Annotated in this window: 16 protein-coding genes; 13 read left to right on the top strand and 3 right to left on the bottom strand. The window is 49.5% G+C overall.

What is annotated here, in order from left to right; all coding sequences use genetic code 11:
• Window positions 1–156: 156 nt before the first annotated feature.
• Complete coding sequence (locus tag DEF47_RS14285; RefSeq protein WP_012188850.1) at window positions 157–411, top strand: ATP-binding protein; 255 nt, start codon at window positions 157–159, stop codon at window positions 409–411.
• On the opposite strand, the gene DEF47_RS14280 is transcribed toward DEF47_RS14285, so the two are convergent.
• Entirely contained in the window at window positions 371–1,039 is a 669-nt protein-coding gene (locus DEF47_RS14280; RefSeq protein WP_012188851.1) for a Crp/Fnr family transcriptional regulator, read from the bottom strand. The genes DEF47_RS14285 and DEF47_RS14280 overlap by 41 nt on opposite strands.
• 58 nt (window positions 1,040–1,097) lie before the next feature.
• On the opposite strand from DEF47_RS14280, the gene DEF47_RS14275 reads away from it, so the two are divergent.
• From DEF47_RS14275 to DEF47_RS14235, 9 genes are all read left to right on the top strand, one after another.
• Window positions 1,098–1,481 (top strand): cupin domain-containing protein, encoded by a 384-nt coding sequence (locus DEF47_RS14275; protein WP_012188852.1) that lies wholly within the window; start codon window positions 1,098–1,100, stop codon window positions 1,479–1,481.
• Between the two features lie 69 nt (window positions 1,482–1,550).
• Complete coding sequence (locus DEF47_RS14270; RefSeq protein ID WP_012188853.1) at window positions 1,551–2,813, top strand: hypothetical protein; 1,263 nt, start codon at window positions 1,551–1,553, stop codon at window positions 2,811–2,813.
• Window positions 2,814–2,918: 105 nt separating this feature from the next.
• Complete coding sequence (locus tag DEF47_RS14265; protein ID WP_012188854.1) at window positions 2,919–4,073, top strand: WXG100 family type VII secretion target; 1,155 nt, start codon at window positions 2,919–2,921, stop codon at window positions 4,071–4,073.
• Between the two features lie 14 nt (window positions 4,074–4,087).
• Window positions 4,088–4,741: a hypothetical protein gene (locus tag DEF47_RS14260; RefSeq protein WP_012188855.1), complete on the top strand. Its 654-nt coding sequence runs from the start codon at window positions 4,088–4,090 to the stop codon at window positions 4,739–4,741.
• 385 nt (window positions 4,742–5,126) lie between these two features.
• The gene (locus DEF47_RS14255) at window positions 5,127–7,307 is read left to right on the top strand and encodes a tetratricopeptide repeat protein (protein WP_012188856.1); all 2,181 of its coding nucleotides are present in this window, start codon (window positions 5,127–5,129) and stop codon (window positions 7,305–7,307) included.
• 17 nt (window positions 7,308–7,324) lie between these two features.
• Window positions 7,325–9,334 carry a DEAD/DEAH box helicase gene (locus tag DEF47_RS14250; protein WP_012188857.1) on the top strand — a complete coding sequence of 670 codons (2,010 nt, stop codon included), beginning with the start codon at window positions 7,325–7,327 and terminating at the stop codon, window positions 9,332–9,334.
• Between the two features lie 281 nt (window positions 9,335–9,615).
• Window positions 9,616–10,227, top strand: a complete 612-nt coding sequence (locus DEF47_RS14245; protein WP_041304169.1) for a riboflavin synthase — start codon at window positions 9,616–9,618, stop codon at window positions 10,225–10,227.
• 30 nt (window positions 10,228–10,257) lie between these two features.
• Window positions 10,258–11,004 (top strand): class I SAM-dependent methyltransferase, encoded by a 747-nt coding sequence (locus DEF47_RS14240; RefSeq protein ID WP_012188859.1) that lies wholly within the window; start codon window positions 10,258–10,260, stop codon window positions 11,002–11,004.
• 31 nt (window positions 11,005–11,035) lie between these two features.
• Window positions 11,036–12,265, top strand: a complete 1,230-nt coding sequence (locus DEF47_RS14235) for a bifunctional 3,4-dihydroxy-2-butanone-4-phosphate synthase/GTP cyclohydrolase II (protein WP_012188860.1) — start codon at window positions 11,036–11,038, stop codon at window positions 12,263–12,265.
• 2 nt (window positions 12,266–12,267) lie between these two features.
• Here the strand turns inward: DEF47_RS14235 and radC are convergent, their stop codons facing one another.
• Entirely contained in the window at window positions 12,268–12,963 is a 696-nt protein-coding gene (gene radC / locus DEF47_RS14230) for a RadC family protein (protein WP_012188861.1), read from the bottom strand.
• A gap of 105 nt (window positions 12,964–13,068) precedes the next feature.
• Here radC and DEF47_RS14225 point away from each other — a divergent pair, with 105 nt between their 5' ends.
• From DEF47_RS14225 to DEF47_RS14215, 3 genes are read left to right on the top strand one after another with little or no spacing between them, the layout of a single operon-like run.
• Entirely contained in the window at window positions 13,069–14,214 is a 1,146-nt protein-coding gene (locus DEF47_RS14225) for a GAF domain-containing sensor histidine kinase (RefSeq protein ID WP_012188862.1), read from the top strand.
• On the top strand, window positions 14,211–14,831 hold the full coding sequence (locus DEF47_RS14220; protein ID WP_012188863.1) for a response regulator: 621 nt from the start codon (window positions 14,211–14,213) through the stop codon (window positions 14,829–14,831). Before DEF47_RS14225 ends, DEF47_RS14220 begins: the two co-directional genes overlap by 4 nt.
• 12 nt (window positions 14,832–14,843) lie before the next feature.
• Window positions 14,844–15,461, top strand: a complete 618-nt coding sequence (locus DEF47_RS14215) for a YigZ family protein (protein WP_012188864.1) — start codon at window positions 14,844–14,846, stop codon at window positions 15,459–15,461.
• Here DEF47_RS14215 and DEF47_RS14210 read toward each other — a convergent pair.
• Window positions 15,458–16,015, bottom strand: a complete 558-nt coding sequence (locus tag DEF47_RS14210) for a GNAT family N-acetyltransferase (protein WP_012188865.1) — start codon at window positions 16,013–16,015, stop codon at window positions 15,458–15,460. The two genes, DEF47_RS14215 and DEF47_RS14210, sit on opposite strands and share 4 nt — an antisense overlap.
• Window positions 16,016–16,140 lie beyond the last annotated feature (125 nt).

Here is a 16,140-nt window from a genome sequence, read left to right as displayed (position 1 = left end):
CCCCCTGCACCCCCTCAAGGACAGGTGTTGGTGAACAGGCATCCACTGATGAACCACGGGATTAGTGGTTCACAACGGAAAACGATTAAAAACCTATCCTTGAGGGACTGGGTGAGGGAACGAATGAACTGTTACAGCTACTGATCGGAGTTGGTGATGGTATTACCTGTGATTAATTTGCAACGTTGTATTGCCTGTGGTGCCTGTGAACATGTTTGCCCAACTGCCGCAGTGGCAATTGAGCAACAGCATGCGGTCTTAGTCAAACCCGAAGCCTGTACCTTTTGCGATCGCTGCGAAATTGCCTGCCCAACCGAAGCGATTAGCCGTTCGTTTGCAATTCGCTTTGCCCCAAGCAGCCAGCCATTAACTAAAGCTCAGCTTGGGCAGCTAAACCTTGGGGATCGATAATTTCGATTATGCCGCGCTCAAGCCGAATTAAGCCTTGGGCATCAAAGGCCTTCAAGGCTCGCCCGACCATCTCACGCACTGAGCCAATATGCGCGGCCATTTCAGCTTGGGTTAAAGGTGCAAGATTGGGATTTTGTTCGGCTAATGCAGCTTGTTGCAACAATAAACGCGCCAAACGCCCGTTGACCGTATGCAAGGCCAAATTTTCAATTAAGCCAACCAAATTATGCAAACGGTTCGCGAATTCGCCCAACATTGCCAAGGCTAATTCAGGGTGTTGCTGGGCGACTTGGCGGATATGTTCACGCGGAATTGCCAATAATTGGCTGGTAACTAAGGCTTCACTGGTGGCTGGGCAGCGGGCTTCACGAAACATCGGGACTGTATTAAAATGATCGTAGGCCTCAACTACGTGTAAAATATGCTCGCGGCCCTCGATTGAATGACGCACAACCTTAATTCGCCCGCTATACACCAGATACATTGCTACGGCGGGGTCGCCCTCCAGCGTGATAATCTGACCACGCTCGACGGTTTGTTCATTGGCATGGCTGCTCAGCGCAGCAATAATCGTTGGCGATAGATCGCGAGTGAAACTGACATGGGCAAATAAAACATTTCGATCCATCAGCGTATCCTCGTTGCACTAGAACTGGACTGCCACCATAGTACAAGGAATTTGCCCAATGCATGCATTACTTTCGCAATTGATTGTTGGTACCTTTCCGCCCTTGGATTTGGCTCAACTGCGCGACCAAAGCGAGCTTGATGGCCCATTGTGGAGCTACACCACCGATCAACTTAACCTCAATTTGTTGCGTTTTCGCTTTGGCGATGGCATTCCTAACCATCAAAATCACGAAGTTGATGTGCTATTAATCGTGCTCGAAGGCACGGCTATTTTGGAGATCGATTTGGTGCAACAGCCAATTGGCGTTGGCTCGATCGTCTGTGTGCCGCGTGGTGCTGCTCGTTCAATCCAAGCCACCAGCGATGAATTGATCTATTTTAGTTGCCATCAACGGCGAGCTGGCCTGTTTCCCACAATCACCAAGCATAATGCCATGTGAGAAATATCGCTGTGCAGATCGATCAATCTCCGTAAACTAGCCTTAGATTGGCTCGTTGATGGAGTGATAATGATGGCGCGGCATAGTAAATTATTTTGGCTTAGCGGCTTGGTAGCCTTGTTGCTGGCGACGATTGTGCATCTGGCTTTGACGGCGGCTGGCCCACAGCGCTGGGATGCTTGGGTGCATCTGCTGCTGTATGGCTGGATCAGCTGTAGTATTTTTGCGGTGAATTACCACACAACTCCGGTATTCAGTGGCCGCAATTTCCCCAAACCAGCGTGGTTGGAGTTGCATTGGTTGGTTTGGAGTTTGGGTGTCGTGCTGGCCAGCAGTGGCTTGGTTTGGTATAGCCAACTCAGTTATCGCTTAGGCTTGGGTTTGGAGTGGCTGGGCAGTTGGTTGTTTATGTGGAATATTATGCAACTGTTGCGTAGCCCTAAATTGCGCCCAAGCATGCCATCATCACCCTTGCAACAACAGATTGATCGACTCTCGACCCTCGCCACGAAAACCTCTGGAGCCAGTTTACCCCTAGCGCTGAGCTTAATTCTTGCTCGTGAATTTGGCTTGATTCATTCCCGTTGGCTTTTGAGCGCTGAGCATTTATTGACCCTTGGTTGGATGATGTTGATGATTATTGGCGTAGCCTGCCATGTCTTGCCGCGTTGGTCAGGCCAAGCAACCCGTGATCCGCGTTGGCTAAAAGTGGGCTTGAGCTTGCATCATCTTGGTTTGCTGAGCATTGTGCTTGGCTTGGGCGTTGATCTGCCTGCCCTCTTTGCGCTTGGAGCCAGTTTCATTTTAGTGGCCTTAGCGTGTTGTGTTTGGCTGTTGATTCCGGCCTTGGCTACTCCGCCTGTCAAGCAACCAAGCCAATTGAGCATTGTGCAGCCGCGCCGCATCGGCCCCTTGACCATGTGGTCGATTCGCGCGGCAGTCTTTTATTTGGCAGTTGGGATTGGCTTGGGCATTAGTTTTGCCTTTGATCGGGCTTTGGGTGCGCAACTTCGCCCAATCCATGTTGAATCGAATTTAGCGGGCTTTGCGACGATCCTGATTTATGGAATGGCCTATTTTATGATTCCACGCTTTATGGGGCGACCGTTGGGCTTGGCCAATATTGCTAATTGGCAGGTGTTTTTGGCGATTAGCGCGGTAGCCATTATTGATCTTGGGTGGGCTGGATTAGTGGCTGGCTTGGCTTGGGCACGCTGGTTGCTGGTGTTTGGGGCTAGTATCCATGGCTTGGCGGCACTGCTATTTAGTTTGAGCATGCTAGCGACGATCTATCAGCCTGTGCCATTGCGGCGTTTGGCGCATAAATCTTAACTCAGCTTTAATTCTTGGGCTGGCGTTGTAGCGTATAGTGGGGCTGTGTTGAATTGAGGGTTGTGCAAGAGTTCTGTGCATTGCCCCAACTAGAAGGATGTTGCGATGCCAGCCCCGATTGTGCAAATTGATTATGAGCTGATCAAGCAGGTTGCCCAGCGGTTTCAGCGCCAAACCGAGCAGGTGCAAACAATTCGCCTGCAAATTCAACAGGTTGCCGAGCCATTAATTGCTGGGGCATGGCAAGGTGCTGCGGCAACGGCCTTTGCCAACGAATATCAAACCCAACTACTGCCCACCCTACAACGCTTAATGATTGTTTTGCATACTGCCCAGCAAGTTAGCCTTGAATTGAGCGGTGTATTGCACGAAGCTGAACGTGAAGCCGCTAGCTTGTTTCGGGCCGAAGTGGTGCTTAATCAAACAACTGATCAGGCAGGCAAATACAAAGATGCCTATCTCGAAATTAGCGAAATGCGCCCAGTTGAGGGTGAATTATATTTAGCTGGCGGGGCTGATATGCGCCAAGGCATTCACCCCAGCGATGCTGATCAAGGCCAGATTGGCAATTGTTTTGTGGTAGCTTCGCTGGCGGCGGTAGCCCAAAATAACCCCGATGTGATTCGTAATGCAATTGAAGATAATGGCGATGGCACCTATACCGTTACATTTTACCAGCGCGAAGCCGATACGCGCTTTAATCGTTTAAATAATTGGTTTGATAATGGCTTTGATCCGGTGAAAATCACCGTAACTGCTGAATTTCCAGTGCTTGCTGATGGCACACAGCCCTATATCCACGAAAATCAAGAAGTGTTGGATGGCAAACGCGAATTATGGCCAGCAATTATGGAAAAAGCCTACGCCCAATTTCTGAGTCAAAGCAATAATCCAATTGATATGTATAGTACGCTCAACAAAGGTGGTAACCCTGCCGATGTGCTAGAGGCGATTACTGGTCAACGTAGCGCGATTAACGAACCTCAAAGCTACAGCATTCATCAACTAGCCACGATGCATAATAATCAACAAGCGATTATTTTTGGCACGCCTGATCCAAGCGATCCGAGCGTTAATCAACCAGCGTTTATCAATAAACAACTGCAACCGAAGCATGCCTACTATGTGAGCCATATCGATCAACAGCGCAATTGGGTGACCTTGCGCAATCCATGGTCGTGGGATGAATCACCAGTCACGGTCGATTATGCGGATCTTGAGCAGGTGTTTAATGTTGTTATAACCAATCCAATTGATTAATTGGCGGGGGTTGCATGCGTTTTTGCTGCTTATTGGGCTGGATTATCGTGTTATTGATGGGTTGTCAGGCCAAGCAAGATCCGCTGGCCGACCCAGAACAGGAAACTTCAATGTTAGCGATTGATCAAGCAACCGTGGTGACTTTACGCGAAGGCACCGATTTGCATATCGAAGGCTTGAATCTTGGTGTTTTGCAAATTTTATATGCTGCTGATCAGCCGCAGCAATCAATTGGTGTGCGCATTCGCTTTTTAACCAAGCCAGCGATTTTTAATTATCACACCCAATTAATGCTTGATCAGACGATTACGGTCGCAAATTATCAAGTGCAATTGCTGTCAATCGAGCAAAGCTCAATTCAAGTGGCCATTCGTTTAACTGCTGAACAAGCGCCTATTTTGCCAATTGAAGCCCTTGGCCAAGAACAATTATTGATTGCGCCCGCCAATAGTAGTGTTGGCGATGGCTATCTAACAATTACAATTGGTGATTATGACCCTGCGAATGGCCAAGTTGAATTGAGTTTCTGGGTTAGTAGCAGCGTGCCCGAATTAAAACAAACTGCAACACTTGGCCAAGTTATTGAATATCAAGGTTATCGGGTGCGAGTCTTGTGGCTGCCCAACGCCGCTTATCCCATGGTTGCGCTTGGCTTGCAAGCCGAATAAGTTTCGTCAATAACGAGGTTTTGTGCCATCAAAAATTGCTATTTAGGGGGATTACGGGGATTAAGGATAATTTCCGTTCCCTCACCCCAACCCCTCTCCCACTGCGGTAGGCGAGGGGCATTCCCCTTTGATGATTGAGGACAATTCCCTCTCGCTCGCCCGGCGGGAGAGGGGGCTAGGGGGTGAGGGCATGCTGGCCGCTGTTGATGCTATGAACCATTACATCTAAACGATAGTCCATAACTGGGAGAAAAGCTTAACGAAGTATCAAATCCCATAATTGATTGAGTATTCTCAACCAATCACAAAGTGTTAAGTCTGACGAGTGGGCAGAAATATGCTACAATAAGCGCTGATGTTTAACTTTGAGGTGACATAATCCACGATGGCACGCACTACTCGCGCGATTCCACAACGTACACTTTCTGCTGAAGATCGGGCTACATTTGAGCGGATGGCTGAGAGTATCCGTTCGTTGGTTGGAGTGCACATTAATCAACAGCCTGGGCGTTTTATGTTGGATACGCGGATTATGCTCGATTTGGTGCGTTTTCCGGTGATGCGTCCGACTGGTGGACGGGTGACGTGGGGCGGCTATTTTACCTATTCGCCAACCTATGCCTCATTAACCCCCGAACAACGTTGGAATTATATTGCTTGGTTGGCTGGCGATGAGAGCGGAGCGATTCAGCTCTTTCGAATTATGCGGCTCTATGCCTTGTGTGCTGAATTAACCACCACCCGCCGCGATGAAGCAATTACGGCTATGCGTCAGTTGTACGATTCGAGCACCAATGATGCGGTAGCCCAAAGCTCGATTGGCAATGTGCTAACCTTGGCCTATGCCGCTTCGCAACCTGAATTATTGGGCGAATGGCTCACGCTCTACACTCCCTCAAATGCAATTCCTGCTGATGTGTTGATTCGTTGTTTTGCCTTAGCTTCGATTGAGGCTAGTGGTCCGTTGTTATTTGATATTGCCTCGCGCTGTAATTTCAAGCTTGGCCGTGGTTTAGGTGGCAAACGTGCCGCGATTGAGCAGGCCATGCGCGATATTGCTGAACGCTGGGGCGAACGCCATCAAACTACCGTCATTCGGACTATGGTCGAGCAAACCCCAACCATGCCCGTAGCCTTAAACTACAGCGATACCTTGGTGATGTGGGTTGCCCGCGCGTTGGAGCTTTCCCAAGGCGTGTTTTTATTCGATCGCTCTGATGCAGCGAGTTTTATTCGTGGTTTAGCCGCTGCTGCGCAGGAGCAAGTGCGCTCGAACAAAAAAGGCAGCACCCCGCTCGATGGCCTTGAATTGCTCGATGGTATTCTCAAGGGCGATGGCGGTGTGGTGCAATTCGACCTTTCTGGCTCGGCTGAATATGTGATGACCGAGGAAGAAGAGGCCATCCTCGAGCAAAAATTGGCGCGAATTCAAAAAGTGCCTGGGGTCAAAATCGTCAAAAACGAGTGGGATGTCTTTTCCTACTGGAGTGGCCGCCAAAACACCTCGCCCGATGCTGTGCTGATTCGCACGCTGTCGATTAAGCAACCAAGCTCGCCAGAACCCTGGAATGCTCCAACGCCACCAACCTACGCCGTTGCTTCCTACAAAACGCTTACACCTGAACAACGCTGGTGGTATTTGGATTGGCTGGCAGGTGAAGATATTAAGCCCTTGGATGTTTTTTGGGCGGTGCGTTTCAAAGGCCTAGAGGCAGCATTTGCCCGCTTATCACCCCAAAAAGCCCAAGAACAAACCGATTCTTGGTTTGACGAACGCGATCCACGTTTGCTTAAACATAACATCGTGGGCATGCTCGAAACGATTTTCGACCAAACAACCGATGAATCGTTGATGCGGGCTGGGCTAGATTTGCTCATGCCACTGTATAGCGATTTTGGCGATGTCGAACGGGCAACCGCTGCCTTCAATCGCACCCCAATGAACCCCGACCAAGCGACGCGCCTGTTGGAATTGCTTTGGAATACGGGTGGGGTAGTCGATGGTCGTGGTTTGTTGTATGTAGCGCGAGTTGGCGGTTTCAACCATACCCCATTAACTCGCGAATGCTTCGACCAAATTGCTGAACGCGCCGAGCAATTGATCAACGAATGGGAAATGGATAACGGCCCATTGAGCGATTTGCCAATTGTTAATTTTAGCTATACCCGCTCTAAGCGGCGAGTGGTTAGCGCAGTCAGTGTTGCCGCCGATGTGGCACGCCAAGCTCAAGAAGAAATTAAAGCCCAGCGTCGTTCGGCTCCACGGACTGCCCGTATGAGCGCCGAAGAAATCGAGGCCGAACAAGCTGAATTAGCTGAATTGCCAACCAATGCTGGCGATGGCCCAGCTGAGGCGATTTATGTCCAACTGGCCAGCGATCCGCAGTTGGTTGAACTTTATTTGAGCTATGGAGCCAACGCCTTGGATCAAGGGCGACCAACTGAGGCAGTGGCCTTTTTGCGCCGTGCTGCCGAACTCGACCCACGCAGCCATGCCAGCTTGTTGTTGCCCTTGGCGCGTTTACGCCTAAGCGAAGCTGCTCACGACCCGAAGCCGAATCAGTAGAAAATAGGTTTTTACCAATGGATGAATTACGTCGCCAGCGTTATCTTGAGATTCTGGCCAGCCTGCCTGAGCCAACCTTTGAGCTTGAGCAGCTTGTCCAAGCATTGCCTGAGATTGACCAGCCTGAAGTTGAAGCTGATCTCTTGCATTTAGGCTTTGAGTTAGATGAGCATTTGATTCGAGCTGATTTTGAATCGGCATTAACTCCCAATACGCGAACTACCCGCCCGCAAATTCCGGTTGCTGCGCCGCCACGCTTGCAAGCTTTGCCACCAATTTTGGGCGAATTACGTTTTCGCCCACCAACTGATGGCGAACGCGCACGCTTGCTCAGTGGTCACGTCACGCCAGCTGATCGTTGGGCAGTGCGCGAGCAAGCCGAACATTACACGCTCAAAGGTGGCTTTGACCATCTACTTTCGCTCGAATATGCGGCGATTGATGCTAAAGAATATCAACTGCGGGCTGTGCGGCGAGTTTTGGGCGAGATGCATGGTAATGCAATTTTGGCCGATGAAGTTGGCTTGGGCAAGACGATCGAAGCAGGCTTGATCATTAAAGAATATCACTTGCGCGAAATGATTCGCACTTGTTTGATTTTAACCCCTGCCCCACTCTCTGAGCAATGGCTCGAAGAAATGCACGATAAATTTGGCATGAATTTTCATCGTTTAGGCGATGATAGTGATATTGCTCAATATCCTTTGGTGGTTGGCTCGATCGATCGGGCGAAAGGAGCCTATCGTAAAGCCTTAACCGATCGTACTTGGGATATGTTGGTGATCGATGAATGTCATATGCTCAAAAATCACCGTACTGGGCGTTATAAATTTGTCTTCAATTTAAATCGTAAGCATTGTTTATTGCTCTCAGCAACACCAGTTCAAAACGAGCTGCGCGAATTATATAATTTGATTACGGTTGCACGGCCTGGTCATCTCAAAGGACCACGCCAATTCCAAAAATTGTTTATGGAAGATCGGCGGCATGCTCGTAATGTTGAACATTTACGTGCTTTGCTTAACGAAGTGATGATTCGCAACCGACGTTCAAATACCTTGACTGAGTTGCCACCACGCCTAATTCATCATCATGAAATTGAATTAACTGATGATGAACACGATTTTCACGATGCAATGGTGCGTTTCTGCAAACATATCTATCAACGTTACGTTGAGGGTGATATTGTTTTGCAAAGCATCGATGGCAAAGTTGTAGTTTCCAAATTGGTGTTGGTGCTGATGACCTTGCTCAAGGAAATGACTTCGAGTCCTCGCGCGGTTGGACATACCTTACGTGGCGCGATGTCGGCGCGTTTGGGCAAGATGGATGCTGCTGATAACGGCGAATTAGAACGTTTGCTGAAAATCGTCGATGAGATGCAAATTCCATCCAAAGCCCGCACATTATTGAAAATTATCAAAAACGATGATAGCAAGATCATCGTGTATACCGAGTTTGTGGCAACCCTTGAATTCCTGCGCGATTTCTTGGTTGATCACGGGGTTGAATCGGTGCTCTTTCACGGCGGCTTGAGCGGAATGCAAAAACGCAATGCAGTTGAGCGTTTCCGTGATGGCAAGGCTCAAGTCTTTCTTTCAACCGAAAGTGGTGGTCAAGGGCTTAACTTACAATTTTGCCATCGCCTGGTAAATTACGATTTGCCATGGAATCCAATGCGAATCGAGCAACGGATCGGGCGGGTGCATCGTTATGGTCAGGAACGACCAGTTGAAATTTATACTTTGATTTTACGCGGCACAATCGAAGAATATATTTTACACGTGCTGACTGGTAAAATCGATATGTTCCAAACCGTGATTGGCGAAATTGATGCAATGCTTTCATTTATGCACGAACAACAAAGCCTTGAAGTGCGCATAACCGATATTATTTTGCATTCCAAGAGCTTTGATGAAATTCGTGCTCAAATGGAGCAGCTTGGCGAAGAATTGCGCAAAGCCAACGATACACTCAACGAAGCTGAAAAAACTAATGCAGCCTTGTTGGATAGTGTGTTGGGCTAGGGATCAGGGGCTAGGGGCGAGGTGTAATGGTTTATGAGATTGGCAACTGTTCTTGTTCCCTCACCCCCTGCCCCCTCCTTTCTTAACAATGATTGGGTGGGATGCGCCGTCGATTGGCGTTCCCTCGCCCGCCGCAGTGGGAGAGGGGCTGGGGGTGAGGGAACGTTACAATTGGTTGTTAATGCAATGAACCATTACAGTTAGGGGCGAGGGATCAGAAGCTATTCTGTGAGGCGGGGAGCATGAATCTGACCCCTAGCCCCTCGTTAAGGAAAATTGCCATGTTTACTGGAATTGTTGAAGAAATTGGCACGATTTTGGTCGCGAATACGGGCCTAGAGCGCGATAATACGCTGCGGATTGGCTGTACGCTGGCGACTAGCGATGCTCAATTAGGCGATAGCATTGCGGTCAACGGAGTTTGTTTGACCGTAACCGCCTTTGCAGCCGATTGGTTTGAGGTTGGTTTGGCTCCTGAAACCTTGCGCCGCACCAATTTGGGGCAACTCAAGGTTGGCAGTTCGGTCAATTTGGAGCGAGCATTGGCTGCGGGGCGGCGTATGGGCGGCCATTATGTGCAAGGCCATGTCGATGGTACTGGCGAAATTATCGCGATCGAACCCGATGGCGAATCCAAAGCGATCACGATTCGAGTGGCTCCAGCCTTGATGCGCTATATCGTCGAAAAAGGCTTTATCGCGGTCGATGGCACGAGTTTGACGATCACGCGCACCACCGATGATAGTTTTGGCTTGGCGATTATTGCCCATACTCAGGCTTGGGCGATTATCGGCCAGCAGCAGGTTGGCGATACGGTCAATATCGAAGTTGATATTTTGGCGAAATATGTTGAAAATATTGTGCGCTTTGACCGAAAAATGCTGGCCGAGTAAACCGCGCTCGAAATTAGTTGGAATAATTCGATGATGTATAACGATTATGCCCGTTACTATGATGACGGGCAACTCCATTTTAGCGTCTTGATGTTTGATTATTTGCAGCGAGTGCTGGAGCGTCATCCCGTTCCTGGCCGTTCGATGATCGATTTAGCCTGCGGTACAGGAACGCTGGCATTATTACACGCCGATTTGGGCTGGGATGTGTTGGGAATCGATGCCTCGCGTGAGATGCTGAAGGTAGCTCAACGCAAAGCCCGTGGTGATCTGACCCAACAACGCTCAATTCGTTTTCGGCGTGCTGATATGCGCGATTGGCAGGTGAGCCAGCCAGTCCAACTGGTCACTTGTTTTTACGATAGCCTCAATTATTTGCTCGAAGAAGCTGATCTGGATGCGACATTTGGCTGCGTTGCGGCAGCGCTTGAAGCTGGCGGACGCTGGATTTTCGATATTAACACGCCCTATTTTCTAGAGCATGTTTGGCAGCCAGTCGAAGTTGATGAGCGTGATGGCTATGTCCACATTATGCATTCAGAATTTGAGCCAGAACGTTGTATTTCGTGGTTGCAATTAACTGGTTTTGCCCAACGCAGTGATGGTCTGTTTGAACGATTTAGTGAGCAACATGCCGAACGCGGTTATAGCCAAGCCATATTAGAGCAACTTTTACAGGCAAACGGGTTTACAATAGAGGCCGTGTACGATTGTTTCGTGCTGACTGAACCAACCCCGATTAGTCATCGGTGGTTGTGGGTATGTACCAAACAATGAGCGTTCTCATTGTCACAAAGGAGTGGAATGTATGCCGTTGGCAAGCATCGAAGAAGCACTGCAAGATTATGCAGCCGGAAAAATGGTGATCATCGTAGACGATGAAGATCGCGAAAACGAGGGTGATCTCGCGTGTGCTGCCCAGTTTGTTACGCCACAGGCAATTAATTTTATGGCCAAAGAAGGCCGTGGGCTGATCTGTTTAGCCATTACTGGTCAGCGCCTCGACGAGTTGGAAATTCCAATGATGGTGACCTCGAATAACTCTAAGTTTGGCACCAATTTCACGGTGTCGATCGAGGCTGCTCAAGGCGTAACCACCGGAATTTCAGCCTATGATCGAGCGCATACCATCCAAACCGTGATCAATCCAAACTCCAAGCCCAGCGATATTTCGCGGCCTGGCCATGTGTTTCCTTTACGCGCTGCCGAGGGTGGCGTATTGCGGCGGGTTGGCCAAACTGAAGCCTCAGTCGATATGTCACGCTTGGCGGGTTTGTATCCTGCTGGCGTAATTTGCGAAATTATGAACGACGATGGCACGATGGCTCGGATGCCTGACCTTGAGATTTTCGCCGAAAAGCATGATCTCAAAATTATCAGCGTTGAGCAATTAATTCGCTTTCGTCGTGAGCGTGAATTTCTAGTTACGCGCACTGCTGAAGCTCGCTTACCAACGGCCTATGGCGAATTTCAAATCGTCTCATATGAGAGCAAAATCAACACACCTGATCTGCAAGCCAAGGAGGCAGTGGCCTTGATTATGGGCGATATTTCAACCGACGAGCCAGTGCTGGTGCGGGTGCACTCCGAATGTTTAACTGGCGATGCCTTTGGCTCATTGCGTTGTGATTGCGGCCCACAGCTTGAAAAAGCGATGCAACGGATTGCCCAAGAAGGCCGTGGCGTGTTGCTGTATTTGCGCCAAGAAGGCCGTGGAATTGGTCTGACCAACAAAATTCGCGCCTATATGCTGCAAGATCAGGGCTTGGATACGGTTGAAGCTAACGAGCGCCTAGGTTTCCCTGCTGATTTACGCGATTATGGCTTGGGAGCGCAAATGCTGGCCGATTTGGGTCTGCGCGATTTACGCCTACTCACCAATAATCCCAAAAAGATCATTGGTTTTGAAGGCTATGGTTTGCATGTGGTTGAACAATTGCCCTTGGAAACCGACCCTAACACTGAAAACCAAGCCTATCTGCGCACCAAGCGCGAACGCATGGGCCATACGTTATCGAATTTGAATTCGGCGGAATAGCCTTATAACCATGCCAACCGCCGTTCGCGCATGCTGACCCAACGTGCTTGACCGATCACCAAATGGTCAAGCACGTCGATATCGAGCAGTTGGCCAGCCTGAATCAGTTGCTTGGTGACCAAAATATCGTCGGGCGAGGGCGTTGGGTCGCCGCTCGGGTGATTATGCACCACAATAATTGCCGCCGCATTCAGGCGAATTGGCTCACGAAAGACCTCGGCAATCCGCACGCTAGCGCTATTTAACGAGCCAATTGTCACGTTTTCAATTTTGAGCACATGGTTTTTGGTGTTGAGAATCACTACCCGCAGATGCTCCTTATCCAGATGGCTCATTTCAACTTGCAATAATCCCACCACATCGGCTGGCGAGGTGATTTGCAAGGGCTGATTGGGCGCTGCCAGCAACAAGCGCCGCCCAATTTCAAGAGCTGCTTTGATATGCGCAGCCTTGGCCTCGCCCATGCCACGTACTCGACATAAATCGTTGAATTCGATTTTTTGCAGGCCATGCCAGCCGCCATGCTCGCGCAGCAATAATTGGGCTAGCTGAATCACATTCATTCCTTGCACGCCAACCCGTAGCAAAATCGCCAAAATCTCAGCATCAGACAGCGCTTGTGGCCCAAAGTCGCGCAGGCGTTCACGCGGCTGTTCGCTGGTAGGTAATTCTTTAACTGAAATAAAATAGTTGCTCATATGCTTAAACTCGCACTAAAATGGTTGTTAGAGTAGAGCCACAACGGTGGCAAATTTGGCATGGATATTTAGGCATTTGGCGAAATTGCCAAAAAGGTGTTGATAATGAGCAATGATCCAGCGGTTTTGGCTCGCCGAAACCATGAATTGATGATTTTGAACCAAATTGCCGAGGCGTTGAATCGGAGCACGCAGCTTGATCAGGCGTTACAAACTGTTTTAGAACTAGTGGCTGAGTTGTTGGGGTTGCACACAGGTTGGGTTTGGCTGTTACGTGAGGATCAAACGACCCATTATTTGGCCGCCGCCTATCATCTGCCGCCTGTGTTGTGCCACCCCCAAGCCTTAGAAGACGATTGTTATTGCCTGGAACGTTTTCGCGATGATGATTTGGAACGGGCTGCCAACATTAGCGTGATTCGTTGCACACGTTTGCGCCACGTTCCGCAAGGTACCGAGGTGCGTTTTCATTCGTCAATTCCGTTGATGGCCCATGGCCGCAAGCTTGGAGTGTTTAATGTGGCTAGCCCTGATTGGTGTGAATTGAGCGCTGATGATTTGCGTTTATTGCACACGGTCGGCGATTTGCTGAGCATGGCGATTGAACGTACACGCCTATTTGAACGCTCGCTCAGCTTGGGTGCGGTCGAGGAGCGTAACCGGATTGCCCGCGAAATTCACGATACTTTGGCCCAAGGCTTGACTGCGGTATTGCTACAACTTGAAACCGCCGATGCTTTATTTGAAACGGGTGCTACCGAGCGTGGCCGAGCCAAAATTCAGCAAGCGCTACAATGGACGCGCTATAATCTTGATGAGGCGCGGCGTTCGGTACTCGATCTGCGGGCGGCTCCGCTCGAAGGCCGTAGTTTGGTTGAAGCCTTGGCAACCTTGAAGCATGAGCATGACCCATTCAGCTTTGACATTCAAACGATTGGCGCGTTGCAGCCGTTGCCCTTACGGATCGAAGTTGGCTTGTTGCGAATTGTGCAAGAAGCCTTGAATAATGTGCGGCAGCATGCCCAAGCCAACGCTGTGGTGATTGAATATCACGCTACGCCGACCCAGATTGAAATTTGCGTGCATGACGATGGCTGTGGCTTTGACCCAACCTTGCCCAAGCCCCAACATTTTGGCCTGATTGGCATGAATGAGCGTACTCGGTTGCTGAGCGGCAGCCTTGAAATCAAAAGTACCCTTGGCGCAGGGACTGAGGTTTGTATTGTTGTGCCACTGGGGAGTTCCAAATGATCCGCATTTTGGTGGTTGATGATCATCCGGTGGTGCGCGAGGGCTTGGTGGCAATTCTCAGCACCCAAGCCGATTTTTCCGTGGTTGGTGAGGCTAGCGCTGGGCTGCAAGCTGTCGAATTGTGTCAGCAATTGCAACCTGATCTGGTATTGCTCGACCTTGAGTTGCCTGATCTCGATGGAGTGGCGGTGCTTGAGCGGCTTGATTTGGCGGCGACCAACCGACGCGTGTTGGTATTTACCGCGTTTGATACCGATGAACGGATTATTGGCGCGGTGCGGGCTGGTGCTCAGGGCTATTTGCTCAAAGGCGCTCCGCGTGATGAATTATTTGCAGCAATTCGCTTGATTCATGCTGGTGGCTCGACCTTGCACCCCTTGATTGCCTCGAAATTGTTGCGCCAAGTGCAGCGCGATACAACCTTGGTTGAATTAACGCCGCGTGAGCATGAAGTATTGCAACATTTAGCCCAAGGCTTTGCTAATAAGCAAATTGCCTACCAACTTAATATTACCGAGCGCACAGTTAAATTCCATCTGAATAGTATTTTTCAAAAGCTTGGGGCGCACAATCGCACCGAGGCTGTGGCGATTGCCTATGAACGCCAATTAATTTAGTAGGTTAATTCGATGACTCCAACTCGTTATCAAATTCCGGCAGCTGAGCATGAATTTGAACAAGATATCAAACATTCACGCTTTATTGCGACGGTTGTGCATGCGCCAAGCTTAGTTGAAGCCAAACAAGCGATTGCCACGATTGCCGCGCGTTATCCTGACGCAACCCATAATTGTTGGGCGTTTCAAATTGGGCTTGGCCCCCAAGCCGAAATTGGCTCATCCGATGATGGCGAGCCTGCTGGTACGGCTGGTCGCCCGATGTTGCAAGTGTTGCAAGGCAGTGGTATTGGCGATATCGCAGCAGTCGTGACCCGCTATTTTGGCGGAATCAAATTAGGCAGTGGCGGCTTGGTTCGGGCATATAGTGGAACCTTACAAAAAGCCCTGAATGATTTACCAACCAAAGAGCAAGTCATTCGTCGCACTGGTATGGTGACGATTAATTACAATCAATACGAATTATTGCGGCGTTTGCTGAATACATTTGATCCAGTGATTGAAAGTGAAGATTTTGCCAGCGATATTACCTTGATGCTGGCATTGCCTCAAGATCGCTGGCAAGAATGTGCGGCGGCTATTCGTGAATTAACCTATGCTGAAAGCGAATTAATCGCGCTTGATGATTAAATAATTGGCGTTGTATGATCCATTTCAAAGTGGATATTTTGAAATTCGCCCTGATCAGGCCGATCATCGTAGATTTCGCTGGTTGGGAGCGAACGCCAAAATTGCTCAGCTCCAGCAATTGCCGGGTTGGTATGCAAATAAATCGTGCGATACGTGCCTTCATGCAAAATCCAATCGCGGGTTAGGCTGACCAAACGGCGAGCCAAACCAGCCCGACGATGGGCTTGATCAACATAGACCCGCACAATTTGGGCGGTTGCGACGGTGCTATAACGCTCAACCAGCCATTCTGGTTTGTAGGGTGGCTTAGGGCCGCCAGTTCGCACGGCGCAGGTTCCGACAACCTCGTTGGTTGCGCGAACGACTGCCACAAACAACACTTGGCGGGGGTTATCCAAATAGGCTTCGGCTAAATTATCAACATCAGCATGCCATTTGGCGATATAGCCGTAGCCAAAATCTTGCTCAAATGTGCGCAACATCAACTGGCGTGCGCCCGCCAAATCGGCGGTGGTAGCTTCGCGCAGCGTATAAATCCCATGCTCAAGGCTCATGCCAATACCTCATCCTAGATTAATTTTACTGATATATTATATCAATAAATGACCAACTAATTTGCCAAAAAATCTAATATGCGCTATAATACCGCTCGTTGCGCCGAGGTGGCGGAATGGCAGAC

The organism is Herpetosiphon sp. (assembly GCF_003512625.1).
In the GTDB taxonomy this organism is placed as follows: domain Bacteria; phylum Chloroflexota; class Chloroflexia; order Chloroflexales; family Herpetosiphonaceae; genus Herpetosiphon; species Herpetosiphon aurantiacus.
This window is presented reverse-complemented; position numbering and strand designations above follow the sequence as displayed.